The sequence below is a fragment of the Citrobacter sp. L55 genome, from assembly GCF_002850715.1.
In the GTDB taxonomy this organism is placed as follows: Bacteria; Pseudomonadota; Gammaproteobacteria; order Enterobacterales; family Enterobacteriaceae; genus Citrobacter; species Citrobacter braakii.
Genome location: NZ_KZ559428.1, coordinates 1 through 26,007, shown reverse-complemented (window position 1 = coordinate 26,007; position 26,007 = coordinate 1). Strand labels below are relative to the sequence as shown.

The 26,007-nt window shown below is 51.8% G+C and carries 34 protein-coding genes and 1 pseudogene; 34 read left to right on the top strand and 1 reads right to left on the bottom strand.

All coding sequences use genetic code 11. The features are described from left to right. From B9P82_RS26940 to B9P82_RS26765, 34 genes and pseudogenes are all read left to right on the top strand, one after another. Positions 1–1,729, top strand: a 1,729-nt coding sequence (locus tag B9P82_RS26940; RefSeq protein WP_101701340.1) for a DNA cytosine methyltransferase, incomplete at its 5' end; no start/stop codon positions are given. A 186-nt stretch (positions 1,730–1,915) separates the two neighbouring features. Further along, positions 1,916–2,302 carry a RusA family crossover junction endodeoxyribonuclease gene (locus B9P82_RS26930; RefSeq protein WP_003034741.1) on the top strand — a complete coding sequence of 129 codons (387 nt, stop codon included), beginning with the start codon at positions 1,916–1,918 and terminating at the stop codon, positions 2,300–2,302. A 13-nt stretch (positions 2,303–2,315) separates the two neighbouring features. Beyond that, complete coding sequence (locus tag B9P82_RS26925) at positions 2,316–2,999, top strand: phage regulatory protein/antirepressor Ant (protein ID WP_001704138.1); 684 nt, start codon at positions 2,316–2,318, stop codon at positions 2,997–2,999. After that, entirely contained in the window at positions 2,996–3,991 is a 996-nt protein-coding gene (locus B9P82_RS26920) for a DUF968 domain-containing protein (RefSeq protein WP_101701338.1), read from the top strand. The genes B9P82_RS26925 and B9P82_RS26920 overlap by 4 nt, the downstream gene beginning before the upstream one ends. 16 nt (positions 3,992–4,007) lie before the next feature. Further along, positions 4,008–4,838, top strand: coding sequence for an antitermination protein (locus tag B9P82_RS26915; protein ID WP_101701337.1), 831 nt, complete (start codon positions 4,008–4,010; stop codon positions 4,836–4,838). A 406-nt stretch (positions 4,839–5,244) separates the two neighbouring features. Next, positions 5,245–5,583, top strand: a complete 339-nt coding sequence (locus tag B9P82_RS26910; RefSeq protein WP_048241161.1) for a phage holin, lambda family — start codon at positions 5,245–5,247, stop codon at positions 5,581–5,583. Beyond that, positions 5,573–6,055: a TIGR02594 family protein gene (locus B9P82_RS26905; RefSeq protein WP_049015450.1), complete on the top strand. Its 483-nt coding sequence runs from the start codon at positions 5,573–5,575 to the stop codon at positions 6,053–6,055. The genes B9P82_RS26910 and B9P82_RS26905 overlap by 11 nt, the downstream gene beginning before the upstream one ends. Positions 6,056–6,271: 216 nt before the next feature. After that, positions 6,272–6,595: an Rz1-like lysis system protein LysC gene (locus B9P82_RS29575; protein ID WP_080971887.1), complete on the top strand. Its 324-nt coding sequence runs from the start codon at positions 6,272–6,274 to the stop codon at positions 6,593–6,595. Positions 6,596–6,624: 29 nt separating this feature from the next. Then, entirely contained in the window at positions 6,625–6,822 is a 198-nt protein-coding gene (locus tag B9P82_RS26895) for a hypothetical protein (protein WP_000219369.1), read from the top strand. Between the two features lie 63 nt (positions 6,823–6,885). Further along, positions 6,886–7,236 (top strand): HNH endonuclease, encoded by a 351-nt coding sequence (locus B9P82_RS26890; protein ID WP_016239647.1) that lies wholly within the window; start codon positions 6,886–6,888, stop codon positions 7,234–7,236. Between the two features lie 126 nt (positions 7,237–7,362). Next, on the top strand, positions 7,363–7,860 hold the full coding sequence (locus B9P82_RS26885) for a phage terminase small subunit P27 family (protein WP_075848475.1): 498 nt from the start codon (positions 7,363–7,365) through the stop codon (positions 7,858–7,860). Beyond that, positions 7,857–8,045: pseudogene (locus B9P82_RS26880) on the top strand (terminase large subunit); the annotation flags it as partial. The gene B9P82_RS26885 and the pseudogene B9P82_RS26880, both read left to right, overlap by 4 nt. 25 nt (positions 8,046–8,070) lie before the next feature. Further along, complete coding sequence (locus B9P82_RS26875; RefSeq protein WP_101701336.1) at positions 8,071–9,804, top strand: terminase large subunit; 1,734 nt, start codon at positions 8,071–8,073, stop codon at positions 9,802–9,804. 147 nt (positions 9,805–9,951) lie between these two features. Continuing rightward, a complete protein-coding gene (locus B9P82_RS26870) occupies positions 9,952–11,184 on the top strand; it encodes a phage portal protein (protein ID WP_101701335.1) in 1,233 nt (410 codons plus the stop codon). Further along, positions 11,177–11,776: an HK97 family phage prohead protease gene (locus B9P82_RS26865; protein WP_101701334.1), complete on the top strand. Its 600-nt coding sequence runs from the start codon at positions 11,177–11,179 to the stop codon at positions 11,774–11,776. Before B9P82_RS26870 ends, B9P82_RS26865 begins: the two co-directional genes overlap by 8 nt. A gap of 9 nt (positions 11,777–11,785) precedes the next feature. Next, entirely contained in the window at positions 11,786–13,006 is a 1,221-nt protein-coding gene (locus tag B9P82_RS26860) for a phage major capsid protein (RefSeq protein ID WP_101701333.1), read from the top strand. 76 nt (positions 13,007–13,082) lie between these two features. Then, positions 13,083–13,406 carry a head-tail connector protein gene (locus B9P82_RS26855; RefSeq protein ID WP_101701332.1) on the top strand — a complete coding sequence of 108 codons (324 nt, stop codon included), beginning with the start codon at positions 13,083–13,085 and terminating at the stop codon, positions 13,404–13,406. Continuing rightward, complete coding sequence (locus tag B9P82_RS26850; RefSeq protein WP_101701331.1) at positions 13,403–13,816, top strand: phage head closure protein; 414 nt, start codon at positions 13,403–13,405, stop codon at positions 13,814–13,816. The genes B9P82_RS26855 and B9P82_RS26850 overlap by 4 nt, the downstream gene beginning before the upstream one ends. Continuing rightward, positions 13,791–14,294 (top strand): hypothetical protein, encoded by a 504-nt coding sequence (locus B9P82_RS26845; protein WP_101701330.1) that lies wholly within the window; start codon positions 13,791–13,793, stop codon positions 14,292–14,294. The genes B9P82_RS26850 and B9P82_RS26845 overlap by 26 nt, the downstream gene beginning before the upstream one ends. Then, the gene (locus B9P82_RS26840) at positions 14,294–14,854 is read left to right on the top strand and encodes a phage tail terminator protein (RefSeq protein WP_101701329.1); all 561 of its coding nucleotides are present in this window, start codon (positions 14,294–14,296) and stop codon (positions 14,852–14,854) included. Before B9P82_RS26845 ends, B9P82_RS26840 begins: the two co-directional genes overlap by 1 nt. Before the next feature lie 8 nt (positions 14,855–14,862). Then, the gene (locus B9P82_RS26835) at positions 14,863–15,039 is read left to right on the top strand and encodes a DUF2635 domain-containing protein (RefSeq protein WP_075847817.1); all 177 of its coding nucleotides are present in this window, start codon (positions 14,863–14,865) and stop codon (positions 15,037–15,039) included. Beyond that, positions 15,029–16,528 (top strand): phage tail sheath subtilisin-like domain-containing protein, encoded by a 1,500-nt coding sequence (locus tag B9P82_RS26830; RefSeq protein ID WP_101701328.1) that lies wholly within the window; start codon positions 15,029–15,031, stop codon positions 16,526–16,528. Before B9P82_RS26835 ends, B9P82_RS26830 begins: the two co-directional genes overlap by 11 nt. Then, the gene (locus B9P82_RS26825) at positions 16,528–16,884 is read left to right on the top strand and encodes a phage tail tube protein (protein ID WP_101701327.1); all 357 of its coding nucleotides are present in this window, start codon (positions 16,528–16,530) and stop codon (positions 16,882–16,884) included. Before B9P82_RS26830 ends, B9P82_RS26825 begins: the two co-directional genes overlap by 1 nt. Continuing rightward, positions 16,884–17,153, top strand: coding sequence for a phage tail assembly protein (locus tag B9P82_RS26820; RefSeq protein WP_101701326.1), 270 nt, complete (start codon positions 16,884–16,886; stop codon positions 17,151–17,153). The genes B9P82_RS26825 and B9P82_RS26820 overlap by 1 nt, the downstream gene beginning before the upstream one ends. A gap of 141 nt (positions 17,154–17,294) precedes the next feature. Continuing rightward, positions 17,295–19,085, top strand: coding sequence for a phage tail tape measure protein (locus B9P82_RS26810; protein ID WP_101701324.1), 1,791 nt, complete (start codon positions 17,295–17,297; stop codon positions 19,083–19,085). An 84-nt stretch (positions 19,086–19,169) separates the two neighbouring features. Then, positions 19,170–19,664 (top strand): hypothetical protein, encoded by a 495-nt coding sequence (locus B9P82_RS26805; RefSeq protein ID WP_101701323.1) that lies wholly within the window; start codon positions 19,170–19,172, stop codon positions 19,662–19,664. A 54-nt stretch (positions 19,665–19,718) separates the two neighbouring features. Beyond that, positions 19,719–21,020 (top strand): DNA circularization protein, encoded by a 1,302-nt coding sequence (locus B9P82_RS26800; protein WP_101701322.1) that lies wholly within the window; start codon positions 19,719–19,721, stop codon positions 21,018–21,020. Next, positions 21,017–22,096: a phage baseplate assembly protein gene (locus B9P82_RS26795; protein ID WP_101701321.1), complete on the top strand. Its 1,080-nt coding sequence runs from the start codon at positions 21,017–21,019 to the stop codon at positions 22,094–22,096. Before B9P82_RS26800 ends, B9P82_RS26795 begins: the two co-directional genes overlap by 4 nt. After that, positions 22,096–22,644 carry a phage baseplate assembly protein V gene (locus B9P82_RS26790; protein ID WP_101701320.1) on the top strand — a complete coding sequence of 183 codons (549 nt, stop codon included), beginning with the start codon at positions 22,096–22,098 and terminating at the stop codon, positions 22,642–22,644. Before B9P82_RS26795 ends, B9P82_RS26790 begins: the two co-directional genes overlap by 1 nt. Then, entirely contained in the window at positions 22,644–23,069 is a 426-nt protein-coding gene (locus B9P82_RS26785) for a phage GP46 family protein (RefSeq protein WP_049015482.1), read from the top strand. Before B9P82_RS26790 ends, B9P82_RS26785 begins: the two co-directional genes overlap by 1 nt. Beyond that, on the top strand, positions 23,056–24,114 hold the full coding sequence (locus B9P82_RS26780; RefSeq protein ID WP_101701319.1) for a baseplate J/gp47 family protein: 1,059 nt from the start codon (positions 23,056–23,058) through the stop codon (positions 24,112–24,114). The genes B9P82_RS26785 and B9P82_RS26780 overlap by 14 nt, the downstream gene beginning before the upstream one ends. Further along, the gene (locus B9P82_RS26775) at positions 24,105–24,686 is read left to right on the top strand and encodes a YmfQ family protein (RefSeq protein WP_075849392.1); all 582 of its coding nucleotides are present in this window, start codon (positions 24,105–24,107) and stop codon (positions 24,684–24,686) included. Before B9P82_RS26780 ends, B9P82_RS26775 begins: the two co-directional genes overlap by 10 nt. 11 nt (positions 24,687–24,697) lie before the next feature. Then, the gene (locus B9P82_RS29190; protein ID WP_246842176.1) at positions 24,698–25,387 is read left to right on the top strand and encodes a hypothetical protein; all 690 of its coding nucleotides are present in this window, start codon (positions 24,698–24,700) and stop codon (positions 25,385–25,387) included. After that, complete coding sequence (locus B9P82_RS26765; protein WP_101701318.1) at positions 25,387–25,917, top strand: tail fiber assembly protein; 531 nt, start codon at positions 25,387–25,389, stop codon at positions 25,915–25,917. The genes B9P82_RS29190 and B9P82_RS26765 overlap by 1 nt, the downstream gene beginning before the upstream one ends. Here the strand turns inward: B9P82_RS26765 and B9P82_RS26760 are convergent. Further along, on the bottom strand, positions 25,889–25,981 hold the full coding sequence (locus B9P82_RS26760) for a hypothetical protein (protein ID WP_246842155.1): 93 nt from the start codon (positions 25,979–25,981) through the stop codon (positions 25,889–25,891). The genes B9P82_RS26765 and B9P82_RS26760 overlap by 29 nt on opposite strands. Positions 25,982–26,007: the final 26 nt, after the last annotated feature.

Genomic DNA, 26,007 nt, shown 5'->3' with positions numbered 1-26,007 from the left:
CCGACACTTCTCGAAGGCAAAAGGCGCGAAGCCAGTGAAAAAAGAGATACGCGGTCTTGCCTGGATTGTTCTGCGTTGGGCACTGGCGAAACGACCGCGCGTGATGATGCTGGAGAACGTGGAAGAGTTTAAAACGTGGGGACCGCTGCTGGCCGATGAAATGCGTCCAGACCCTGCCCGCACTGGCGAAACATTCAATGCTTTTGTCGGCATGCTTTCCACAGGCATTCCTGCCGATCACCCGGCACTGGCAGAGGTCTGTGAATTCCTTGCTATTGATCCTGGCAGCACGCAGGCCAAACAGCTGGTGGAAGGGCTTGGATATGATGTTGATTATCGCGAACTTCGCGCGTGTGATTACGGCGCGCCGACGATCCGCAAACGCTTCTTCATGGTTATGCGCTGTGATGGCTGCCCAATCCAGTGGCCTGCTGTTACCCATGGGGATCCCAAGTCTCTGGAGGTGCAGAGCGGCAGGCTGATGCCATGGCGTACCGCTGCGGAATGTATCGACTGGAATGTCCCTGCCCTGTCCATCTTCGACCGCAAAAAACCGCTGGCGGAGAACACTCTGAAGCGGATCGCGCGCGGCATACAGCGCTTTGTTATCGAAAGTGCGTCGCCGTTTATCGTGAAGTGTAACCACACAAGCTCTAAAAATTCGTATGACGCTTTTCGCGGGCAGTCGCTGAATGAGCCATTACAGACCATTACTAAAAAACTCGGCTACGCGTTAGCCGTTCCACACCTGACAAAATTCCGCACTGGCGCAACCGGGCAGCCCGTTACCGAACCTGTCCCGACGGTAACCGCTGGCACATCAAAACGTCCAGGTGGGAATGGGCATGCACTCGGGATTGTTGAGGCTGCACTGACACCATTTCTGGCGGGTAATGGTGGTAGTGAATACCAGGCTAAACCGCGCCCGCTGGATAAACCTGCTCATACCATTCTGAAGCAATCCCGCGCCTGTCTTGTTGCGCCAGTGATAGCCCGCCAGTTTGGGGCCAGCGTCGGCCACCGGGCAGACGAACCGAGCGCAACCATCACCGCTGGCGGTGGCGGTAAATCTCAACTGGTAGGTGCGTTCCTGGCTAAACACTACGGCGGTAACTATACGGGGCCGGGTGTCAGTATGGATGAACCCGCGCACTCAGTGACCACTGTCGATCATCATGCGGTTGTTGCCTCTCATCTGGTGAAACTGCGTGGAACATGCCGCGACGGGCAACGCCTTGATGTGCCTATGCCAACAATCACCGCTGGTGGCCAACACGTGGGTGAGGTGCGCACATTTCTCGAGACGTATTGCGGGGAAAGTGACGATGAATGGCTGGTAACGATCGATGGGGTTAAATACCAGATCGTTGATATCGGAATGCGCATGTTGCAGCCGCATGAACTCTACAAAGCGCAGGGCTTCCCGGATGGNCGCACATTTCTCGAGACGTATTGCGGGGAAAGTGACGATGAATGGCTGGTAACGATCGATGGGGTTAAATACCAGATCGTTGATATCGGAATGCGCATGTTGCAGCCGCATGAACTCTACAAAGCGCAGGGCTTCCCGGATGGTTACGTTATTGATCAGGACTACCGTGGAAATCGCTATGCAAAAGATAAGCAGGTAGCCCGCTGCGGTAATGCGGTACCACCACCATTCGCCAGGGCGCTGGTGGAGGCAAATCTTCCGGAACTGTGTGCAGTGCAACAGCAGGAGGTGGCATGAAACTTGTGCTCCCGTTCCCTCCNGCTTCCCGGATGGTTACGTTATTGATCAGGACTACCGTGGAAATCGCTATGCAAAAGATAAGCAGGTAGCCCGCTGCGGTAATGCGGTACCACCACCATTCGCCAGGGCGCTGGTGGAGGCAAATCTTCCGGAACTGTGTGCAGTGCAACAGCAGGAGGTGGCATGAAACTTGTGCTCCCGTTCCCTCCAAGCGTGAACACGTACTGGCGCGCCCCTAATAAGGGGCCGCTGGCCGGTCGTCACCTCATTAGCGCTGATGGTCGTAAATACCAGAGCGCTGCCTGCGTGGCGATCATTGAGCAATTACGACGTCTCCCGAAGCCATCGACTGAACTGGCAGCGGTTGAAATCACTCTGTACCCGCCGGATGCGCGCCGCCGGGATATCGATAATTACAACAAAGCCCTGTTTGACGCGCTGACGCATGCGGGTGTCTGGGAAGACGACAGCCAGATTAAGCGCATGCTGGTGGAATGGGGACCCGTAGTGCCGAAAGGTCGGGTAGAGATAACGATCAGCAGATATGAACCGGCGGGTGCAGCCGCCTGATATGGAGAAAAGTATGAGCCAATTAGCAACAACAGCATTAACCATGTCCAGCAGCGATATTGCTGAGCTGGTGGAATCACGACATGACCATGTTAAACGGTCCATTGAACGCCTGGCAGAGCGCGGTGTTATTGAACTCCCCCCAATGGGGGAAGTTAAAAATCACCTCAATCAGTCGGTATCGGTTTATCTGATAGGGAAGCGGGACAGTTATATCGTTGTCGCGCAGCTGTCGCCGGAGTTTACCGCGCGTCTGGTTGATCGCTGGCAGGAGCTTGAGCAGGCACAGCAGCAGACGATTCCTCAATCATTCTCTGAAGCCCTACGTCTTGCAGCTGACCTTGCAGAACAAAAACAGCAGTTGACTAACGAACTGGCTGCCGCGGCGCCGAAGGTAGCATTTGTTGATCGGTACTGTACAGCCAGTGGGTCAATGTCATTCCGCCAGGTGGCAAAACTGCTTAAGGCCAAAGAGCCAGATCTGCGGTTATTCCTCCTTGAGAACGACATCATGTATCGCCTTGGCGGAACGATGACTCCACGGCATCAGCATATTGATGCGGGCCGTTTTGAAGTGAAAACCGGCACATCCGTAACCTCAAATCATGCATTCAGCCAGGCACGTTTCACGGCGAAAGGCGTGCGCTGGATTGGTGGGCTGTGGGCAGAACACATTGCCAGGGGGCAGGTCGCGTGAGAGCTCTGCTTACCCCCGAGATCGCCCATCGTATGGGGATTGTGCTGTTCCGTCCCGGTGCGGAACTGATGCACCTCTTCATGCGTGGTCGCGTTCTGCTCGAGCCTGAACCAGAAGAAATGGCGTCATTCAGTACCGGGGCTGTTCCGGCAGCCATTCAGCCGCTGGCTGATGATCCGGTAATGCGTCAGGTCTTCGAGAATGAGAGGGTTATTCAGCGTGCTGGTGGGCTTCCTTCCCTTGAGCAATGGTTGAGTACCCGGTTTGAATGCCAGTGGCCACATTCAACGTGGCACGACAAGAACTTCACAACAATGCGGCACCCACCAGGAAGTATTCGCCTGTGCTGGCATTGCGATCACACTTTGTCGGGGCAGCATACCGAACAGCTTGCAGGTATAGCGGCAGGAAACCTGGTATCCTGGATTCTGGAAGTCATTCAGCGTGATTCTGGTTTTCCCGAGTCGCATATCCTGACGCTTCCGGAACTGTGCTGGTGGATGGTCAGAAACGACCTGGCTGATGTTATTCCGGAAAGCGTTGCGCACAAAGGGCTGCGCCTTCCGGATGAGAAGATCCGTTCTGTCATGAGGGAAAGCGACATAGTGCCTTCCCCGTCTGCAACCAGACTCGTGCAGGAAAAGGCGAAGAAGATCCTCACGCTCTCTGTTGATCCGGAGTCGCCAGGGTCTTTTATGCTCAGGCCAAAACGTCGCCGCTGGATAAATGAGACGTACACCCGCTGGGTTAAAACACAACCCTGTGAGTGTTGCCGACGGCCAGCAGATGATCCGCACCATATCGTAGGGCACGGTATGGGTGGTACAGCAACAAAAGCCCATGACCTCTTCGTGATCCCTCTGTGCAGAGAGTGCCACGACGAGTTACACGCCGATGTACCGGCATTCGAGCAGAAGCATGGTACGCAGCTTGAGCTGCTACTGCGTTTTATGGATCGGGCGCTGGCGATCGGCGTAATTGCGAAAGCTTAAGAAGTATGGAGACCGTATGAATCTGGACAATGTTTTAAAGTTTTTTGCGCCTAAAGGCATGCACATATCAGATACCAGTAGAGCGACAGCCAGTGAACAACTGACGGTTACTGATGTAATGGCTGCATTGGGGATGACTCAGGCCGATGCGGGGATCGGCCTGGCAATGTTTCTAGGTAAAGCTGGTATCAGCAGACAGGACAGGGAGGCGTCAATATCTTGGTTAACTGAGTACGCGAAAGAGCATGCGCCCAAGGCTATTCGCAAAGCATCAGGGAAAAAGTTTACCCTCTGCATGCGTATCCTTGCCCGGTTTGCCTATAACGATTATTCCTCATCAGCAGCTGATAGCGTGGCGTGCCCAAAATGTAGTGGTAAAGGGTTGCTAACAACCACTAAAACCGTGACTAAAAGCCATTACACTATGCGATTGCCACAATGGGCCAAAGACCTGAGACAGTCACCATCTGACTTTGAGGTAAAGCGTGATGTAACTGACACTGATCAAACGTTATGCTCCCGCTGCCATGGCACTGGAAAGTTAAGTAAGCGATGCCAGTGCGGCGGCACAGGTAAGACGATTGACCGTAAAGCGACAGAAATGCAGGGTGTACCAGTTTACAAAGAGTGTAGGCGTTGCGAAGGGCGCGGGTACAGCAGGCCAAAATCCTCGGTGGCCTATCGCGGTATCTTCTCGGAGTTACCGAGCCTACCTGACCGTACCTGGCGTTATAGCTGGAAACCATTTTATGAAAGCCTGGTGACCAAATGCTTCCAGGAGGAGAGTTATTCGAACTCTCAATTGAACAGAGTAACGAAAATTCAAGATGTGATAAATATCGCGTGATTTAGCGTCATGATGTTTGCAATGTTGCCGTTTTTGTGTATATTTGACATTAACGATGGGCATTGTATGTTCAGAGTTAAGAAACCCGCCACCGAGCGGGTTTTTTGTTTCCGGCGATATGACAGGTAAATTCGCGAGAAGTATTGCGTTAGTTCCCCTGTCACATCGTCGATCTGCAAACCCCCACCAAAAGAAAACAAGGCCTCGCAACCACGCGGGGCTTTTTCATATTCAGGGCTCACTGACGGACGGCTCACAACCCAATCTGACAGGCGCTTGCGCAGAGCCCGTTCTGATTCAGGCTCACGGGAATCATCCACGATACATATTGTTGATAAATCCAGCCCGTGAAGCCTGACCTTTTCATCACACACAGCGCCATCCGAAAAGTCGGAGGTGAGAGACCATGAAAATGCACAACGACCCTCACTCCTGGACGGAGTTAATTGAGTTACTTCATAGCTGGTGGCGCGGTGATACGCCAATGGGCGCAGTTCTTTTATCGGTAGCGATGGCTGTACTGCGGATTGCGTATGGCGGCGGCGGCTGGAAAAAGATGGTGTTGGAAGGTTTGATGTGTGGCGCCATGACGCTGACGGCTGTTTCCGCACTCGAGTATTTCAGCCTTCCGCAGTCTCTTTCCATCGCTATCGGTGGCGCGCTGGGTTTCGTTGGCGTTGAACAGGTACGAACTGTGGCAACGCGAGTATTTAACGTCAGGTTCGGAGGAAGCGATGCCAAATGATCCACGGTGGCTTACTGAGGCAAGAAAATATATTGGGCAACTGGAAATAAAAGGTCCGCGTCATAACCCGTTAATTATCCAGTTCTGGAAAGACATTAAGCGTGGAGGGATTAAGGATGATGAAACACCGTGGTGTGCAGCCTATGTCGGATCCATGCTTGAAAGAGTTGGAATTAAATCAACCCGGTTCGAGTCTGCTAAATCCTACCTGTCCTGGGGCGTCGAACTTCAGGAGCCTGCTTACGGCTGCATTGTTGTATTCACACGAGACGGCGGCGGCCATGTCGGATTTGTGGTCGGACAGCAGCAAAATGGTGACCTGATGGTATTGGGTGGTAATCAGTCCGATGCCATCAATATCAGAGTCTTCTCGCGCACTCGGGTCAGTGGCTATCGCTGGCCGGTCAATGAGCCGAAGGATACGCGCCTGCTCCCGATCATGACTGGATCGCGTTCTGTGAGCGAAGCATGACGGCCTTTACTACAGCCTTTGAGCTGATGAAAGCGCACTGGCGTTGGTGGCTGACTATCGGTGCGCTGGTTATCTTCTCCTGGCTCTGGAACGAAAACACTCGCATTAGTGCCAGCCTGAACACGCTACAGGATGCGAACGACAGCAACCGCGCTGTAATGGATAACGTACTGAAAACCGTTGCCATCACCAATATGATTCTGGGAGCTAACCAGCATGCAAAAAACCAGATCGCACTGGAGTCACAGAGAACCCAGGAAGATATCAAAGTGGCTGTTGCGAATGATGATTGCGCTCATCGGGCTGTGCCTGCTGCAGTTGCTGACCGGTTGCGGCAATACGCGGACAGTGTACGTACCAGTGCCGCAGCAACCAGTTCCGTCCAACCTGACCGCTGAAACCCCGCAGCCATATATTCCAGACCCGCTGACCTACGGGGCCAGTCTGGATCTGAATGTGAGCCTGCTGTCGGCGCTGGGGCAGTGCAACATCGACAAGGCCGGCATCAGGGAAATTGAACAATCACGGGCTTCGCAATAGCGGGGCTTTTTAACAACTGAGGAAAGAGCATGACAGTAGTTCTTACAGCTAAGCAGATTGAAGACCTGGCAGCCTTCGCGAAAGAAGATGGTCAGCCCCAATACACCATCACCACTGGGACAATCCCGGAATTCGAAGCGGATGATGGTGAGATTATCCCTGAATACACAGGGCTGATCGCCTACTCAGAGTCACTTGAGCACGGTGTATTGCAACTCGACGATTAGCGGCATTACAGCAGGCATTCATTGAGTGTCTGCGATAATGCTATACGTTTTTGGGGAGTGAATATGCCACCGCGCACACCAAAGGCTTGCCGTGTTCGCGGCTGTCGCAACACCACAACAGACCCATCTGGCTACTGTGAAAATCACAAAGGTGAAGGCTGGAAGTCCTACAAGCCAGGTCAATCACGGCAGCAGCGAGGATACGGAACAAAGTGGGAAGTTATCCGGGAGCGGATACTTAAGCGCGACAAAGGGTTGTGTCAGAACCATCTACGGCAGGCCATAGTTAAGCAGGCGTCCTGCGTGGACCACATCAAGGCGAAGGCCCACGGCGGTACTGATGAAGACAGCAACCTTGAGAGCCTGTGCTGGTCGTGTCACGCAGCGAAGACCGCGCGCGAGCGGCTCAAGTGAGAATTAATGTCATCATAAGCCTGGGGAGGGGGAGGTCAAATCTCTGCGACCGCGCGCCTTCCGGACTGCCCGCCTCCTCGTATTTTTATACCCGCGAAAAATGAAATTTAACCAGGAGTGTCGCTTATGGCTGGAACGGCGGGGCGTTCCGGGCGCCGCCCCAAGCCAACGGCGCGCAAGGAGCTGGCAGGGAACCCCGGCAAACGAGCCCTGAATAAAGAGGAACCTGTATTCACACCGATTAAAGGCGTGGCACCACCTGACTGGTTTTCTGAGGATGAAGGTCTGCCAATGGCGGCCGTCATGTGGGAACTGACCACGAAAGAATTATGTGGACAGGGGCTACTCTGTGTTACCGATCTTGCCGTACTTGAGCGCTGGTGTGTTGCCTACGAGTTCTGGCGCAGGGCGGTTAAAAATATCGCCAGAGACGGGCTGTCTATCACTGGTGCTATGGGGGGGAAGATAAAAAACCCTGAGCTAACCGCAAAGAAAGAGCAGGAATCGGAGATGAGTTCTACCGGCTCCATGCTTGGCCTTGACCCCAGCAGTCGTCAGCGACTGATTGGCCTTGCCGGACAGAAGAAAACCTCTAACCCATTCCTGAAGATGATCAACTCATGAGCCGGAAATCGTACCCCAACGTAAACGCCGCGAATCAATACGCCCGCAACGTTGTGCGGGGGAAAATTCCGGCGTGCCAGTTTGTCATTCAGGCCTGCCAGCGTCATATCGATGACATGGCGGCTGAAAAGAGTAAGAAATTTCGTTACCGCTTCGATAAAGACATGGCAGAAAAGGCNCCTCTAACCCATTCCTGAAGATGATCAACTCATGAGCCGGAAATCGTACCCCAACGTAAACGCCGCGAATCAATACGCCCGCAACGTTGTGCGGGGGAAAATTCCGGCGTGCCAGTTTGTCATTCAGGCCTGCCAGCGTCATATCGATGACATGGCGGCTGAAAAGAGTAAGAAATTTCGTTACCGCTTCGATAAAGACATGGCAGAAAAGGCTGCGAAATTTATCCAGCTGTTGCCACATACAAAAGGAGAGTGGGCATTCAAGCGGATGCCGATCACCCTGGAGGCATGGCAACTGTTTATTGTGTGCTGCGCCTTTGGCTGGGTCCAGAAAGGATCGAAGCTTCGTCGATTTCGCGAGGTTTACACGGAGATACCGCGTAAAAACGGGAAATCGGCCATTTCGGCGGGTGTGGCGCTGTACTGTTTTACCTGTGATAACGAGTTTGGCGCTGAAGTATATTCCGGGGCCACAACTGAAAAGCAGGCGTGGGAAGTATTCAGGCCCGCTCGTCTGATGTGTAAGCGCACACCGCTGCTAGTGGAAGCGTTCGGGATCGAAGTTAATGCGTCCAACCTGAACCGGCCAGAAGATGGCGCGCGTTTTGAGCCGCTGATTGGTAACCCTGGGGACGGCGCTTCACCGCACTGTGCGATTGTTGACGAGTATCACGAACATCCAACAGATTCGCTCTACACCACAATGCTGACTGGTATGGGGGCGCGGCGACAACCGCTGATGTGGGCGATCACCACAGCAGGTTACAACATCGAAGGTCCATGCTACGACAAACGACGTGAAGTGATTGAAATGCTAAACGGCACGGTACCCAACGACGAGTTGTTTGGCGTGATCTATACGGTTGATGAAGGTGACGACTGGACTGATCCAAAGGTGCTTGAGAAAGCCAACCCGAATATGGGTGTCTCAGTCTACCGCGACTTTCTGTTAAGCCAGCAACAGCGTGCTATCAATAATGCTCGCCAGGCTGGCGTGTTCAAAACCAAGCATCTCAATATCTGGGTTGCTGCCCGAGCAGCTTTCTTCAACCTGGTATCCTGGCAGAACTGCGAAGATAAAACCCTGACCTTGGAAATGTTCGAAGGTCAACCATGTGTTCTGGCTTTTGACCTGGCGCGCAAGCTGGATATGAACAGTATGGCGCGGTTGTTCACCAGGGAAATTGACGGCAAGACACATTACTACAGCGTTGCTCCCCGCTTCTGGGTTCCCTACGACACAGTATTCAGTGTTGAAAAGAACGAAGATCGTCGTACTGCGGAGCGATTTCAGAAATGGGTTGAAATGGAACTGCTTACAGTTACTGATGGCGCTGAAGTGGATTACCGCTACATCCTTGAAGAGGCCAAAGCGGCAAACAAATTCAACCCGGTCAGTGAGTCACCGATTGACCCATTCGGGGCGACGGGGCTTTCACATGATCTGGCTGATGAAAGTCTTAATCCGATCACTATCGTTCAGAACTACACCAATATGTCAGACCCAATGAAAGAGCTGGAAGCAGCCATTGAGTCTGGGCGTTTTCATCACGACGGCAACCCGATAATGAGCTGGTGTATCAGCAACGTGGTGGGGAAATATCTGCCGGGGAACGATGATGTTGTGAAGCCTATCAAGGAGCAGAACGAAAATAAAATCGACGGCGCGGTGGCGCTGATAATGGCGATCGGACGGGCAATGCTTAAAGAGCCTGGCGATTTCCTCTCATCTCTTGATCCGGACGATGATCTCTTAATTCTATGAAATCACTTATTGCTGATGTTATCGGTATGGCCGGTTTCGGCCTGCTCACGTCTGGGTTTTACCTGCAGTTTGGTTTGGCCCCGGCTCTCATGTTCTCCGGCGGACTCCTGCTGGTCGGCGCCCTGGCTATAGCCAGAAGGGGGACGCGTGCTGCTTGATGCTATGTTCAGAAGTGAGTCACTGGAAAATCCTTCCACCCCGATTACCGGGGATGCTGTTGATACTGATGGGTTGTTCCGGGCAGATGTTTATGTCAGTCCTGAGACTGCGATGAAACTGGCGGCGGTGTATGCCTGTATCTATGTATTGTCTTCCAACCTTGCCCAGATGCCACTGCATGTTATGCGTAAGCACAATGGTAAGGTTGAACCCGCAAGGGATCACCCTGCGTTTTATCTGGTTCATGATGAGCCAAACACCTGGCAGACCAGTTACAAATGGCGCGAGCTGAAGCAACGCCACATCCTCGGCTGGGGGAATGGGTACACCTGGGTGAAACGCAACCGCCGCGGCGAAGTAACTGCACTGGATTGCTGCATGCCATGGGAAACGACCTTGATTAATACTGGTGGTCGTTACACTTATGGGGTTTACAACGAAGAGGGCGCTTTCGCCATCAGCCCTGACGATATGGTTCACATTCGCGCGCTGGGTAATAACCAGAAAATGGGGCTTAGTCCAGTGATGCAGCATGCTGAAACAATCGGTATGGGCATGAGCGGTCAGAAGTATACGGAGAGCTTCTTTAGTGGGAATGCAAGGCCTGCTGGCATCGTCACGGTGAAGGGGGAAATTAAAAGCGAAGGATGGGAACGGCTCAAAAAGGTTTGGCAAAAAGCCGCGCTGGCGCTACGGAGCCAGGAAAACAAAACCATGCTGTTGCCTGCGGATCTGGATTACAGGGCATTGACTGTATCGCCAATTGACGCGCAGATCATCGACATGTCCAAGCTAAATCGCTCAATGATAGCCGGGATTTTCAACGTACCGGCACACATGATTAACGACCTCGAAAAAGCCACCTTCAGCAACATAACACAACAGGCCATTCAGTTTGTTCGTTACTCAATGATGCCCTGGGTGACGAACTGGGAGCAGGAGCTTAACCGTCGGCTGTTTACACGGGCAGAACTGGCAGCAGGTTATTACGTTCGCTTTAACCTTACTGGGTTGTTGCGCGGTACACCGCAGGAGCGCGCGCAGTTCTATCACTTCGCGATCACCGATGGCTGGATGAGCCGCAATGAAGCCCGTGCTTTTGAAGATATGAACCCGGTCGATGGGCTGGACGAAATGCTTGTCAGCGTTAATGCCGCTAACCCTGCAGACGATTTCAAGAAAAACAAAACCAAAACCGAAGAGGATAAAACCGATGAGTGATCGCGAGACTCGCTGTTACAGCGGTGAGGTCCGTGCCGAGCAGCAGGGCGAGCAGCCCACGCGAATTATCGGTTACGGCTCGGTGTTTAACAGTCGCTCAGAACCCCTCTGGGGGTTTCGCGAAATTATCAAACCAGGCGCTTTCGATGACGTGCTTGGCGACGATATCCGGGGGTTATTTAACCATGACCCGAACTTTATTCTGGGGCGTAGTTCGTCAGGAACGCTAAACGTGAATGTCGATGATAAAGGCCTGCGCTATGACATCGCGGCGCCGGATACTCAGACCATTCGCGATTTGGTACTGGCCCCGATGATGCGCGGTGATATCAACCAGTCGTCTTTTGCTTTCCGCGTAGCGCACGATGGTGAGAACTGGTATCAGGACGACGAAGGGATAGTCATTCGCGAAATTAATCGTTTTTCACGCCTCTTTGACGTCAGTCCGGTGACCTATCCGGCCTACCAGGAGGCTGATTCTGGCATCCGATCCATGAAAGCCTGGCAGGAGGCGCGCGACAGCGGTGCGCTACAGACCGCCATCACTCAACGAATGGCGCGTGAGCGCCTGCTGACTCTTCTTAACGCGTAAGGAAAATCCATGAAATTGCACGAACTGAAGCAGAAACGTAACACCATTGCCGCAGAGATGCGCGCCCTGCACGACAGCATTCCGGAAAATACTGTCTGGTCTGAAGAGCAGAATAAAAAATGGAATGATGCCCGCAGTCAATTGCAGGCGCTGGATGAGCGTATCGGGCGTGAGGAAGAACTTCGCCGCCAGGATCAGACTTATGTTGACGATCAGGAGCCGGAACTGCGCGCCCAGCAGACTACACCGGAAAAACAGGCTGACGAACGCCGCGCCGCTGCGTTTGACCGCTTCCTGCGTAACGGATTTGCTGAACTGACCGCTGAAGAGCGTCAGGCAATTAAAGAACTGCGTGCTCAGGGAACCACACCTGATGATAAAGGTGGCTATACCGTCCCAACTCAGATGCGTAATACCATCATTGATTCAATGAAAGCCTACGGCGGAATCGTGAGCGTTGCGCAAATTCTTAATACCTCAAACGGTCAGGATATTACCTGGTCAACTTCTGACGGTACTGCTGAAGAAGGCGAACTGCTCGCAGAAAACAACGCGGCCAGTGAAGGTGATGTGACGTTCGGTACCGCGATCCTGGGTGCTAAGAAGTTGTCATCCAAAATTATCCGCGTATCTAACGAACTGCTGCAGGACAGCGGCGTAGATATCGAATCATACCTTGCGGGGCGCATTGCACAACGTATTGGCCGCGGCGAAGCTAAATATCTGGTGCAGGGCACGGGTGCTGGCACACCACTGCAGCCAAAAGGGCTGGCGGCTTCAGTAACCGGGACTGTTTCTGCGGCGGCGGCCGCAGCATTCACCTGGCAGGAAATGAATAGCCTGAAACACGCGATTGATCCGGCATATCGCGGTGGTCCAAAATTTCGTTGGGCATTTAATGACGGAACGCTTCAGGTAATCGAAGAAATGGTGGATGATCAGAAGCGCCCACTGTGGCTCCCAGATGTTGTTGGTGGCTCTCCGGCAACCGTTCTGGGCATTCCCTATGTAATTGATCAGGCAATTGATGCCGCTGCAGCGAGTAAGAAATTTATTTTCCTGGGTGATTTCAATCGCTTCATTGTTCGCCGCGTTTCCTACATGACCCTGAAGCGTCTGGTAGAGCGTTATGCGGAGTATGATCAGACCGCATTCCTTGCTTTCCACCGCTTCGATTGCGTGCTGGAAGATACCGCGGCCATCAAAGCGCTGGTGGGTAAAGCACCGTAATCAATATTTCTGCTGTCTCCTGATGCCGCGTTAGCGGTTTTTTTGTGCCCGTCTTCAGGCGGGCATAGGGATATTTATGCTGCTGACTCTGAGCGAAATTAAGATCCAGCTGCGGCTGGAGGACGACTACACCGACGAGGATGAACTGCTGAAGTTGATCGGGAGCGCGGTACAGTCCAGGACGGAGAGTTTTCTCAACCGAACCCTCTATGACGAAAATACCGGCGTTCCAGATAACGATCCTGACGGGTTGGTTCTTACTGAGGATATTCGGCTGGGGATGCTGCTTTTAGCTACTCATTTTTATGAGAACCGCTCATCGGTATCTGAAGTGGAAAAAACGGAAATGCCCCAGTCTTTCAACTGGCTCGTCGGCCCTTATCGGTTCATCCCATTATGAAACTGAGACAGGCGCAAACAAGTGCGACATACCTGCTGCCCGATCCGGGTGAGCTTGATAAACGGGTGATACTCAGAAAACGGGTTGATGTCCCTTCTGCTGATTTTGGTACCGAATCTGAATATCCGGTGGTATTTCCGGTCTGGGCTAAGGTAATCCAGACCAGCGCGACGACATACCAGGAAACGGCTCAGACTGACAACGTGATCACGCATTACATCACCATCCGCTGGCGCCGCGGAATTACCAGCGATTTTGAGGTGGCGAAGGGGGAAGAGGTGTATCGCGTGAAACGTGTTCGTGATCTAAACAGTAAACGACGGTTTCTGCTTCTTGAGTGCACCGAACTGGGTTTATTTACAGAAAATACCGGAGGGAATTCCAGTGGCGGAACCCTTTTTACACGTTGATTTTCAGCAGCCGAACGAAATGCGTTTCAACCGCGCGCGCGTTCGGCGTGCCTTTGTCACCATCGGCCAGCGCCATATGCGCGACGCACGCCGTCTGGTGATGCGCCGTGGCCGTTCTGAACCTGGTGAAAACCCCGGTTACCAGACAGGCCGCCTGGCTAAATCCATCGGTTACATGGTGCCTAAAGCCAGTGCTAAACGACCAGGTTTTATGGCTCGAATCGCACCGAACCAGAGGAACGGGCAGGGAAACCGGCTCATCACCGGCGATTTTTACCCGGCATTTCTCTTCTACGGTGTGCGCGGTGGCGCAAAACGTCGGCGCAGTCATCACCGTGGCGCTTCTGGTGGTAGTGGCTGGCGGCTGGCACCGCGTAACAATTTTATGGTTGAGACACTCAACAAAAATAACCCGTGGACGCGCTACTACCTGGCGCGTGAACTGCGGCTATCACTCAAACCGGAGAGGCGACGCTGATGAAACTGGCCCCGATTATTGCAGCACTACGGGCGCGTTGCCCGGAATTTCAGAATCGTGTGGCGGGTGCTGCGCAGTTTAAGGACTTGCCGGAAGTCGGGAAGATGAAACTGCCGGCGGCTTATGTTGTTCCTGGAGATGATTCGCCAGGGGAGCAGAAGAGCCAGACTGACTACTGGCAGGATTTAACCGAAGGGTTTTCCGTCATTGTGTTTGTCAGCAATGGTCGGGATGAGCGCGGTCAGTTTGCCTCATATGATGTTGTTCACGATGTACGACAGTCACTGTTTAAAGCGCTCCTGGGCTGGAATCCTGAAGAGCGAGGAAACCCGATCACCTATGCAGGCGGCACGCTGCTTGATGTGAACCGGCATGAACTGAGCTACCAGTTCGATTTCTCTGTGTTGAAAGAGCTTTCAGAAGATGACTCTCGTCAGCAGGACGAGCTGAACGATCTGGATGATTTTAAAACGCTGGCGATTGATGTTGATTTTATCGATCCGGGACATGGCCCCGATGGGAAGCCCGAACATCACACAGAGATAACCCTCCCCTCCTGAGGAAAACCATGTTTGTAAAACCCCTAAAAGGGCGGTCAGTACATGACCCTGCCCGAGGCGACCTTTTGCCTGTTGAAGGGCGAAATGTTGAAGAAAGCAGCTACTGGCTGCGCCGGGAAGCCGCTGGCGATATCAGGCGCGTGAACAAAGTTAAACAGAAAAAGGTGGAAACCAATGACCGTTAGTTTCAGCACTATCCCGGCAAATACGCTGGTGCCACTGTTTTATGCTGAGATGGATAATTCGGCGGCAAATACAAGTCAGGAGTCAGCGCCATCATTGCTGCTGGGCCATGCGAATACAGGTGCGTCAATTCAGCCTGATTCACTGGTGCTGATGCCGTCCGCTGATTACGCAAAGCAAATTTGTGGTCCCGGTAGTCAGCTTGCACGCATGGTTGCTGCGTATCGTAAAACCGATCCTTTTGGTGAGCTTTACATCATTGCTGTCCCTGAGCCAGCGGCAGGAGTGGCGGCCACGTATACCCTGACCGTAACTGGCGCAGCAACTGAGAGCGGCACGGTGAATGTTTATGTCGGGCGTACTCGTATTCAGGCTGCAGTTGTAAGCGGTGATGATGTTGAGGCTGTGGCATCAAGCATTAAAGATGCAATCAATGCCGATCCTACGTTGCCGGTTATCGCTTCGTCTGCTGTTGGCGTGGTCACGCTGACAGCACGTCACAAAGGTCTGAGCGGGAATGAAATCCCTGTCGTTCTGAATTATTACGGTTACGGTGGTGGGGAAGTGTTGCCTGCAGGCATAGCGGTAGCCGTCGCTGCTGGCGCAGCCGGAACGGGGGCTCCGGTACTCAATGGCGCTATTGCCGCTATGGCCGATGAGCCGTTTGATTATATTGGCCACCCGTTCAATGATTTGGCCTCGGTTAATGCATTTGTCAGCGAAATGAACGATACCAGCGGTCGCTGGAGCTACGCGCGCCAGCTTTATGGCCACGTTTATACTGCAAAACTCGGAACGCTTTCTGATCTGGTTGCCGCAGGTGATCAGCTTAACCAACAGCACATCACCCTGGCGGGGTACGAGAAAGAAACTCAGACCTCGGCAGATGAACTGGTAGCCAGTCGTACCGCGCGCAACGCGGTATTTATCCGCAATGATCCGGCGCGTCCGACACAAACCGGCGAACTGGTGGACATGTTGCCAGCGCCAAAAGGGAAGCGCTTCACGATGACCGAGCAGCAGTCTCTGCTGTCGCATGGGATTGCATCCTCATACGTTGAAAGCGGCACGCTGCGCATTCAGCGCGACGTTACAACGTACAAGAAAAACGCCTATGGTGTTGCAGACAACAGCTATCTCGACAGCGAGACGCTGCATACCAGCGCTTATGTCTTGCGCAGGCTGAAATCGGTTATCACCAGTAAATATGGGCGCCATAAACTGGCGAACGACGGTACCCGCTTCGGTCCTGGTCAGGCGATTGTTACCCCGGCGGTTATCAAAGGGGAACTGCTGGCGACTTACCGACAGATGGAGCGCGCCGGGATCGTAGAAAATTACGACCTGTTCAAGCAATACCTGAAGGTTGAACGTGATGCGACAAACCCAAACCGTATCAACACCCTGTTCCCGCCTGACTACGTTAACCAGCTGCGAGTGTTTGCGGTCGTTAACCAGTTCCGCCTTCAGTATCAAGAGGAGTCCGCATAATGCCGCGCATTGCAGGTACTTGTTATTTCAAAATTGATGGTCAGCAATTATCCATGACCGGCGGTATTGAGGTACCGATGAACACTAAGGTCAATGATGATGTTATTGGCCTTGATGGTTCGGTGGATCGTAAAGAAACGCACCGCGCGCCGTATATCAAAGGCACCTTCAAAGTGCCGAAAGATTTTCCGGTCAACAAGGTCACTACCTCGGACCAGATGACTATTACCGCCGAACTGGCAAATGGTCAGGTTTATGTCTTGTCGTCTTCCTGGCTACACGGTGAGGCAAACCACAACACTGAAGAAGGTACGGCAGATCTTGAATTCCACGGTGAAGAAGGGGATTACCAGTAATGAAAGAACTTGAACTAAACCATCCAGTAACTGCGCATGGTGAAACTATCAGTGTCCTGGAATTTAACGAACCGACTGGTAAAGACGTTCGTGAGCTTGGTTATCCGTACCAGATGAACCAGGATGAATCCATCAAACTGCAGGCGCATATTATCGCGAAGTACATTGTTCGGCTGGCAAATGTACCGCTGAGTACGGTTGATCAGATGAAGCCTAGCGATCTAAATAGTGCAGGCTGGTTGGTAGCAGGTTTTTTCCTCCAGGCCTGACTGCTGATTATCTCACTAATTGCTTTTTTGATTGCGCCAGTTACTGGCGCATTAATCCATTTGAATTGCTGAAAATGCCAATCAGTGAGATTCCGCTGCTGGTCAGTCAGGCAAACAGGATAGAGCAGGAGAAGAAAGGCAATGGCTGAATTTGAGCTTAAGGCTCTGATTACTGGCGTAGATAAGCTATCTCCAGCACTTTCACGGATGCAGAAAAACATCCGTGGTTTCAAGCGCCAGGCAGAGGAAGCTTCAAAGGGTGGATTAGCGCTGGCTGGTGGTTTGGCTGCTGGATTGACTGTATCGCTGAAAGCCTATGCGGATCAGGAGAATGCGGCTACAGGGCTGAAGGTCGCGATGATGCAGGCGAACGGAGAAGTCGGCAATAGTTTTGAAAAAATAAACAAACTGGCTGTTGGGCTTGGGAATCAGTTACCTGGCACGACTGCTGATTTTCAGAACATGATGCAGATGCTTGTTCGACAGGGTATTCCGGCAGAAAACATTCTGGGTGGGGTAGGCAAAGCGACTGCATACCTTGCTGTACAGCTTAAAAAAACACCTGAAGCAGCGGCAGAATTCGCCGCAAAAATGCAGGACGCAACTGGGACCGCATCAGATGACATGATGGGGCTGTTTGATACCATCCAGAAAGCGTTTTACCTTGGTGTCGACGACACCAACATGTTGTCGTTTTTCACAAAAACCAGCTCAGTTCTGAAGATGGTTAATAAGGACGGATTGAAAGCCGCTCAGGGACTTGCTCCGATCAGCGTCATGATGGACCAGATGGGTATGCAGGGAGAGTCAGCCGGCAACGCCCTTCGCAAAGTTATCCAGTCCGGTTTAGACATCAAGAAAGTCAATGGCGTTAATAAAGTACTTCAACGTCAAAAGCTCGGCGTGAATCTTGATTTCACCGATGGCAAAGGCAGTTTCGGCGGTATTGATAAAATGTTTACGCAGTTATCGAAACTCAGAAAATTAACTGATGTGAAGCGAACGGGAGTGTTAAAAGCCCTGTTTGGTGATGACGCGGAAACACTCCAGGTAGTTAACGCCCTTATAGATAAGGGTAAAGACGGCTATGACCAGGTTCAACAAAAAATGAACAAGCAAGCCAGCCTAAACAAACGTGTTGAGGCACAGCTTGGAACCTTGGCAAATCTTTGGGAAGCAATGACAGGGACCGCTACAAATGGACTCGCAGCTATAGGTGGTGCTTTTTCATCGGACACTAAACAGATTGTTACTTGGCTTGGTGACCTCGGGGAAAAATTTTCTAACTTTGCCGAGAAAAATCCTGATGTAATCAGGGGAGTAGTCGGCCTTGTTGCTGGTCTTGCTGCTTTAAAGCTTGGGTTTATGGGAGTTAACTTTGCTTTAGGTTTGGTGAGTAAGACTATATCAATGTCCCCGTGGGGGATATTGTTCAGACTTATTGCAATGGCTGCAGGTTATATCATTGCCAACTGGAGTACGGTAGGCCCGTGGTTTAAAGAAATGTGGGATAAGATTGGGCCATATTTCCAAGTCGGATGGGAGTTGATGAAAACAGTCTTTGGTTGGACACCACTAGGATTGATCATCAATAACTGGGGACCAGTTGTTAAGTGGTTCCAGGATATGTGGAATAAGCTCAAACCTATTATTGAATGGTTCTCTGATGGAGCCAGTGACACTGTTGCTGCTGCTAACGCTGCGCAGTGGGGCGCTGGTGGTTACGGTGCTTATGGTACTGGTGTTGCTAGCAGTGGCTATAACCCTTATCAGATTAATCAGGGGACACCTTCACAGCCAGAGGCCAGAGTTGTTGTTGAGCTAAAAGGTGCTCAACCTGGAACAACAGTGACAGAGTCGAAATCCAGAGGCATCAACGTGAGTACCGATGTTGGTTATACCAGAATTGGTAGAACTGGCATGGGCGGGTAGGCAACACTCAAATCATTTCGTAGCTTATGCTTAAAAGGTGATATAACATTACCATTCTTGGATATTTACATATTAGGAGTGGTCATGCGCTCAATGATATTATTTTTAATGGTATTAATTTCTTTTGGAGTAAATGCAGAAGAGTGTAGGCTCGACTTCAACGAGTCCGAATTCATTGATTCGCTTGGGAAAGAGCCTGTTCGCGTAAATTCTATTAAAGAAAATGGTATTATCAAAAAACAATACGAATTCAGAAAAGAGTTATCCACTGAAGAGGCATTAAGTGATGATGTAGAAAGTAAGTATGAACCTCAGTTCTATCTGACGCTATACCAGCCTCCATGTACGGAAAGAGTTAAAATATGGTTCTATAAGGATAACGGAAACACTCAAAAACTCAGTAATGCTGTTTTAGCTGGCAGGGCTTTTAAATATCTTTCCGGTGTCGATGAAGCTATATTTGAAAATAAGATGAAGAAGTTTTCAAGTGTTAATAGCTTTGAGTCGATTGACAGTAAAAGTGAATCGAAATTTTTAAAGATTGGCGACATATATTCAATAGATGTTTTTCTGCGATAATTAATTCTATCTCTTCAACCCGCTTCGGCGGGTTTTTTTATGCCCGGAGTTTATATGGCGTGGAAAGATCGGCTGGTGGATGCGTCGTTTCGTGGCGTTCCGTTCAAAACTGAAGACGAGAGTCTAACCGCTGGGCGGCGCGTCGAAACACACGAATTTGTGAACCGTAATAAGCCCTATACGGAAGACCTGGGCAAAGCAACTTCAAGACCTAAATTTTCTGGGTATGTCATCGGCGATGACTGCTATGAGCAACGTGACAGACTAATTGAGGCTCTCAATAAGCCGGGGCCGGGAACCCTTATCCATCCAGCATATGGCGAGATGAGCGTTTGCGTCGATGGCGAAATTAACGTGAGTTCATCGAGAAGTGAAGGGCGCATGGTGCGCTTTGATCTTCGTTTTGTTGAGGCTGGTGAACTTACTTATCCGACATCAGGGGCCGCTACGGCCAACACGCTGGTTTCTTCCTGCTCTGCTCTTGATGACTGCGTCAGCGATAACTTCGACCAGTTTGGCATGGACGGAATGCCTGATTTCGTCCAGAACGGTGTGATTGACGATGCGACCAGCATGCTGGGCTATGTCTCTGACAAAATGGCGATGGTCGATTCTGGTATTTCCGCCGCCGCACGGCTAATGCAGGGGGATATCTCTGTTCTGCTCCCGCCGCCATCTTCAGGCAAGGGCTTCGTTGACCAGTTGCAGGCAATGTGGCGTTCGGGGAATCGGCTCTCTGGTAATGCCAGCGACCTGTTCACAATGATTAAAAACTTTTCAGGTATCTCCATGGGGAGTGATCTGGCACCGCGTGGCGTATGGAAAACGGACAGCAAGACGACGCAGAGCCAGAAACAGCAAAGTAATTATGTTGCCAGCGCGGTTCGCACAACAGCAATAAGCGAAGCGGCTTATGCTGTCACGACGTTACCTGCTCCAGTTGTCACGACAAGCGAGCAAAGCCAGCAGTCCACTGGCTGGCCTTCTGTTACTCATCCTGAGCTGAATAATGCTCCTGATGAAGCGACAGTTGTCGACGTGCCTGCATGGGATGATCTGGTCGATATCCGTGACACGCTGAATACTGCTATTGATAAAGAACTATCCCGCACGACCGATGATCGTTTGTTTCTGGCTTTGCGCAGAGTGAAGTCTGACCTTAACAACGACATAAAACACCGCCTGATACAGACCCAAAAGACCGTTGTCAGAACGCCTGATGAGGTAACTCCTGCACTGGTTCTGGCGGCAACCTGGTTCGATAACGCTTCACGGGAGTCTGACATTGTCAGGCGCAATGCTGTGGCTCACCCGGGCTTTGTGCCGGTAGCTCCGCTGAGGGTTCCTGTACGATGAACGATAACGTGACTCTCCGTGTTAACGGTCATGAGTGGGGGGGCTGGACGTCAATTCGTATTGGTTGCGGGATTGAGCGTTTGGCCCGAGATTTTAGTGTAGAGATTACCCGCCAGTGGCCCGGTGGTGATGGTGTTGCGTCACTTCAGCCCAGGGTTAAAAACGGCGACAAGGTTGAAGTTTTAATCGGTGCTGACCTGGTGGTTACCGGTTGGGTTGAAGCTACGCCGGTTCGCTATGACGCGCGATCAATTAGTGTCGGAATTAGCGGGCGTAGTCTGACCGCCGATCTGATTGATTGTGCTGCTGAGCCGACTCAATTCAATGGGCAATCACTCGTTCAGGTTGCCTCGGCGCTTGCCAGACCTTTTGGCATTGCGGTGATAAACGCTGGCGCGCCGGGTGGTGTTATTCCCGGCGTGCAACCCGACCACGGTGAAACGGTTATTGAAGTCCTGAACAAGATGCTTGGACAGCAGCAGGCGCTGGCCTACGACGATCCGCGTGGAAGGCTGGTAATCGGCGGCATTGGTACCACGCGCGCTCATACAGCTCTGGTGCTGGGAAAAAATGTTATTTCCTGTGATACCGAAAAAAGTATTCGTGAACGTTTTTCCACTTATCAGGTTTCTGGTCAGCGCGCCGGAAATGATGATGATTTTGGTGCTGCTACCACGACGGCTCTTCGTGCAAAAACAACAGATGCCTCAATTGGCCGTTACCGCCCTATGGCAGTACAACAAACAGGGCAGTCGACTGGCGCCAGTTGCATTGCGCGCGCCGAATTCGAGGCGCGACAACGCGCTGCACGTACCGATGAAGCCACGTACACGGTGTGGGGCTGGCGACAGGGGGATGGTTCTCTGTGGCAGCCAAACCAGCGGGTTATTGTTTTCGATCCGATCTGCGGCTTCAACAACCGCGAACTCCTCATCTCTGAAGTCTCATTCACTAAAGACAATAACGGCACCCTGACAGAGTTACGCGTCGGGCCGCCGGATGCCTATCTTCCTGAGCCCGAAGAGAGCAGTCAGAAGCGTGCTAAAAAACGCAAAGTCAAAGAGGACCCGTTCTAATGGGAGTAATGCAAAGCCTTCAGAGACAGGTTCTGGGACTCATTGGACGCGCTGTTGTGAAGAGTATCAACGCAGCTTCCAAGTGCCAGATGATAGATGTTGAGTTACTGGCTGGGCAGCAAAAGGCGGGTATTGAGCACCTTGAACCCTATGGCTTCACTTCTCGTGCACAAGCGGGGGCTGAGGCTGTTGTTTTGTTTCCTGATGGTGACCGTTCTCACGCCGTTGCGATCACCGTGTCTGATCGTCGCTATCGCATGAAGGGGCTCAAAACGGGGGAGGTTGCTCTCTACGATGACCAGGGGCAGTCAGTCACGCTGACACGCGCCGGGATTGTTGTTGATGGTGGTGGCAAGGTGATTACGTTTAAAAACGCGCCTAAAGCCCGCTTTGAAATGGATATTGAGTCAACGGGCCAGATCAAAGACCTCTGTGATACTTCTGGCCAGACAATGTCGGCGATGCGTGTTGCTTATAACGGGCATAAACACAGAGAAAACGGGCAGGGCAATAACACCGATACACCTGATAAACAAATGGAGGTGTGATGGAACTCTGGCTTACGGTAAATGGGAAACGGGTAAGCGCCGGTTCTCAGCTTGATCCGCTCACCCGCGCTGTAGTGATTTCTTTATTCACCCACCGCCGCGCCGATCCTGATGATAACGCTGATGTTCCGATGGGATGGTGGGGCGATACCTGGCCGGTTGTCGCGAACGACCGTTATGGTTCGAAATTGTGGCTACTCCAGCGGAGCAAGCTCACGAACGCCCTGGTGAATACCGTGCGCAACTATCTGCGTGAAGCTCTTCAATGGATGTTGGATGACGGTGTGGTATCTCGTATCGACATTGATATCCAGCGAACCGGTATTAATGAACTGGGGAATAAGATTGTTCTCTGGCGACGGGATGGTCCGGTAACGATTTCTTTTAACGATCTGTGGAGTGTAATCACCAATGGCGGACAGTGAATTTCAGCGGCCAACATTGGCCGAAAACATCAGCATGATCCGCACAGACCTTTTTGCACGCCTTGACATCAATGATGAGCTTCGCCGCATGGATGAAGATGTCAGGGCCAAGGTTTATGCCGGGGCGCTGCATACGGTTTATGGCTATATCGATTATCTGGCGATGAATATGCTGCCTGACCTGTGCGATGAGTCATGGCTTTATCGGCATGCTGCTATGAAGCGATGCCCGAGAAAAGATGCCGTGGCCGCCTCAGGTTTTATGCGCTGGGATGGCGTAACGAACGGGCTGAAGATGAGCGCCGGATCGGTAATTCAGCGTGACGATCTCGTCCAGTACATCGTTCAGGCAGACGCAACAAGTGCCGGTGGCGTGCTTCGTGTACCCGTTGTCTGCAGCATGACAGGTATAACCGGAAATATGGATGATGGTGAGGCGCTCTCACTGGTTACGCCGGTTAACGGACTTCCTTCCGGCGGTATGGCCGATACGGTCACTGGCGGTTTTGATATTGAAGACCTTGATGTCTGGCGTGCCCGTGTCCTGGAACGCTATTACTGGACCCCGCAAGGCGGCGCTGACGGTGATTATGTTGTCTGGGCAAAAGAAGTGCCCGGTGTAACACGCGCGTGGACTTACCGGCACTGGATGGGGACGGGAACGGTTGGCGTTATGATTGCCAGTAGCGACCTGATTAACCCGATTCTTGATGATGCAACAGTTGCTGCGGCTCAGGCACATATTGAACCGTTGGCACCCGTAGCGGGCTCAGACCTCTATGTATTTAAGGGGACGCCAAAAACGGTCAACTACACCATTGACCTGAACCCGGATACTCCTGAAATACGCGCCGCAGTTGAGGCCGAGCTTCGTTCATTCCTGCTGCGTGACGGCTATCCGGAAGGGACGCTTGAGCTATCCCGTACAAACGAGGCGATTTCTATAGCTGCCGGTGAGTACAGCCATAAGCTACTTTCTCCAACAGTTGATACGCCAGTTGCAAAAAATGAACTGGCTGTACTGGGGGTAATAACGTGGGCGTGAGTAATGATGATTATGTCCAGTTACTGAGTGCGCTGCTTCCACCCGGACCTGCATGGTCAGTTGACGATGTTGCAATAAGTGGCGTAGCGCCTTCTTTGCTCAGGGTGCATCAGCGTGCTGATGAACTCATGCAGGAGCTTGATCCGCGTACCACAACAGAACTTATTGACCGATGGGAGCGGTGCTGCGGTCTGCCTGATGAATGCATACCATCAGGCACACAGACGTTACGGCAGCGACAGCAACGGCTGGACGCAAAAGTTAATCTTACCGGAGGAATCAACGAAGATTTCTATCTTCGTCAACTGGCCGCTCTGGGGAAGCCCGGCGCCACTATCACGCGCTATAACAAGGGACCTTTCAAATGTACGTCGTCGTGTATGGATGCGACCTATTCAACTGAATGGCGTTATTACTGGCAGGTAAATATGCCTGCTTCAACGGACGCCACCTGGATGACCTGCTCAGACAATTGCGAAACGCCCATTCGTTACTGGGGCGATACTGTTGCCGAGTGCGTTATCAACAAACTTTGCCCGTCCCATACCTACGTAATATTCAAATATCCGTAACCGGAGACATTATGCATCGCATTGACACACCTACTGCGCAGAAAGATAAATTCGGCGCGGGCAAGAACGGCTTTACTGCAGGTAACCCCCAGACAGGAACCCCGGCCACAGATCTTGATAACGATTATTTTGATATGTTGCAGGAAGAACTGGCGGGAGTTGTAGAAGCAACCGGCGTTAATCTGGATAAATCAAAACATAACCAGTTACTTACTGCCCTGAAAGCGCTGCTGTTAAGCCGCGCACATCCTTTTGCAGATATCAAAGCAGACGGGCCCGCAGCAATTGCAGAGGCTCTCTCAAACCTTGGTCTGGGAGAAGCGGCAAAACGAGGGGTTGGCACTGGGGTAAATCAGATACCAGATATGTCTTCTTTCGTATTCTCTGTATCCGGAGGGGTCAATATTTACCGATTCCCTAACCGAATGTGCATTCAATGGGGGAACAGCAACACGGATGCAAATGGTGGCGCTGTTGTTTCTTTACCCGTAGCAATGTCAGCGTATGTCCCTGTGGTGATTGAAGGATTATCTGGTAGCTGGACAGGTAGCGGTGGGGTGTATGACTTCTTCACGGTATATGGTGCGCAAGTTTCTACAACGTCTTCATTTCTCACTAAATCATCTTCATATCGTGGCAGTGACGGTAAATTTGTCGCTCAGTCTACTAACTTTAACTGGGTTGTGGTGGGGACTATCTGATGCACACTTTCGTTTATAGCTCAGAACAGAACGCATTCTGGTTCGCTGATAGCACGTCAGCACCTGCTGATGTGGTTTCTGTTGAGAAATCTGTTTTTGAAGAGTTTTGTGTTACGCCTCTGGATGGAAAGCGTCGGGTTGCCGGTGATGATGGCCTCCCGTCATGGGAAGAGATTCCACCACCAACGGCAGAAGAAATTAAAGCCTCGGCAATTGCAGCGGCTGAGCAGCAAAAATCTCAGTTNCGGGTTGCCGGTGATGATGGCCTCCCGTCATGGGAAGAGATTCCACCACCAACGGCAGAAGAAATTAAAGCCTCGGCAATTGCAGCGGCTGAGCAGCAAAAATCTCAGTTCCTCGCTGAAGCATCAGAAGTTACCAAAGGGTGGCAGATTGACCTGGTGCTTGGCACCATTAGTGATGAAGACAAGGCGAAACTAATTGAGTGGAGAACTTATATCAAGGAACTGGAGGGGGTAGACACCTCCAGTGCGCCAAAGATTAACTGGTCTGAGAAACCGGCGGTGTAGGCCAGACAGGATTTATAGTATCAACCCGCATCAAATCCAGCCTGTAATCCTGCCATTCAATCAAAGCGTCGGCTTCTTCCTCCGTCGCTT

Bases quoted from the DNA above. Each gene is read 5' to 3' on its own strand.
- B9P82_RS26895 (WP_000219369.1), top strand. From the start codon at position 6,625: ATGACAGTAGTTCTTACAGCTAAGCAGATTGAAGACCTGGCAGCCTTC.
- B9P82_RS26860 (WP_101701333.1), top strand. From the start codon at position 11,786: ATGAAATTGCACGAACTGAAGCAGAAACGTAACACCATTGCCGCAGAG.
- B9P82_RS26850 (WP_101701331.1), top strand. From the start codon at position 13,403: ATGAAACTGAGACAGGCGCAAACAAGTGCGACATACCTGCTGCCCGAT.
- B9P82_RS26915 (WP_101701337.1), top strand. From the start codon at position 4,008: ATGAATCTGGACAATGTTTTAAAGTTTTTTGCGCCTAAAGGCATGCAC.
- B9P82_RS26925 (WP_001704138.1), top strand. From the start codon at position 2,316: ATGAGCCAATTAGCAACAACAGCATTAACCATGTCCAGCAGCGATATT.
- B9P82_RS26830 (WP_101701328.1), top strand. From the start codon at position 15,029: ATGACCGTTAGTTTCAGCACTATCCCGGCAAATACGCTGGTGCCACTG.
- B9P82_RS26800 (WP_101701322.1), top strand. From the start codon at position 19,719: ATGGCGTGGAAAGATCGGCTGGTGGATGCGTCGTTTCGTGGCGTTCCG.
- B9P82_RS26805 (WP_101701323.1), top strand. From the start codon at position 19,170: ATGCGCTCAATGATATTATTTTTAATGGTATTAATTTCTTTTGGAGTA.
- B9P82_RS26890 (WP_016239647.1), top strand. From the start codon at position 6,886: ATGCCACCGCGCACACCAAAGGCTTGCCGTGTTCGCGGCTGTCGCAAC.
- B9P82_RS29190 (WP_246842176.1), top strand. From the start codon at position 24,698: ATGCATCGCATTGACACACCTACTGCGCAGAAAGATAAATTCGGCGCG.
- B9P82_RS26790 (WP_101701320.1), top strand. From the start codon at position 22,096: ATGGGAGTAATGCAAAGCCTTCAGAGACAGGTTCTGGGACTCATTGGA.
- B9P82_RS26840 (WP_101701329.1), top strand. From the start codon at position 14,294: ATGAAACTGGCCCCGATTATTGCAGCACTACGGGCGCGTTGCCCGGAA.
- B9P82_RS26785 (WP_049015482.1), top strand. From the start codon at position 22,644: ATGGAACTCTGGCTTACGGTAAATGGGAAACGGGTAAGCGCCGGTTCT.
- B9P82_RS26885 (WP_075848475.1), top strand. From the start codon at position 7,363: ATGGCTGGAACGGCGGGGCGTTCCGGGCGCCGCCCCAAGCCAACGGCG.
- B9P82_RS26905 (WP_049015450.1), top strand. From the start codon at position 5,573: ATGCCAAATGATCCACGGTGGCTTACTGAGGCAAGAAAATATATTGGG.
- B9P82_RS26930 (WP_003034741.1), top strand. From the start codon at position 1,916: ATGAAACTTGTGCTCCCGTTCCCTCCAAGCGTGAACACGTACTGGCGC.
- B9P82_RS29575 (WP_080971887.1), top strand. From the start codon at position 6,272: ATGCAAAAAACCAGATCGCACTGGAGTCACAGAGAACCCAGGAAGATA.
- B9P82_RS26820 (WP_101701326.1), top strand. From the start codon at position 16,884: ATGAAAGAACTTGAACTAAACCATCCAGTAACTGCGCATGGTGAAACT.
- B9P82_RS26835 (WP_075847817.1), top strand. From the start codon at position 14,863: ATGTTTGTAAAACCCCTAAAAGGGCGGTCAGTACATGACCCTGCCCGA.
- B9P82_RS26865 (WP_101701334.1), top strand. From the start codon at position 11,177: ATGAGTGATCGCGAGACTCGCTGTTACAGCGGTGAGGTCCGTGCCGAG.
- B9P82_RS26875 (WP_101701336.1), top strand. From the start codon at position 8,071: ATGAGCCGGAAATCGTACCCCAACGTAAACGCCGCGAATCAATACGCC.
- B9P82_RS26910 (WP_048241161.1), top strand. From the start codon at position 5,245: ATGAAAATGCACAACGACCCTCACTCCTGGACGGAGTTAATTGAGTTA.
- B9P82_RS26825 (WP_101701327.1), top strand. From the start codon at position 16,528: ATGCCGCGCATTGCAGGTACTTGTTATTTCAAAATTGATGGTCAGCAA.
- B9P82_RS26795 (WP_101701321.1), top strand. From the start codon at position 21,017: ATGAACGATAACGTGACTCTCCGTGTTAACGGTCATGAGTGGGGGGGC.
- B9P82_RS26780 (WP_101701319.1), top strand. From the start codon at position 23,056: ATGGCGGACAGTGAATTTCAGCGGCCAACATTGGCCGAAAACATCAGC.
- B9P82_RS26855 (WP_101701332.1), top strand. From the start codon at position 13,083: ATGCTGCTGACTCTGAGCGAAATTAAGATCCAGCTGCGGCTGGAGGAC.
- B9P82_RS26810 (WP_101701324.1), top strand. From the start codon at position 17,295: ATGGCTGAATTTGAGCTTAAGGCTCTGATTACTGGCGTAGATAAGCTA.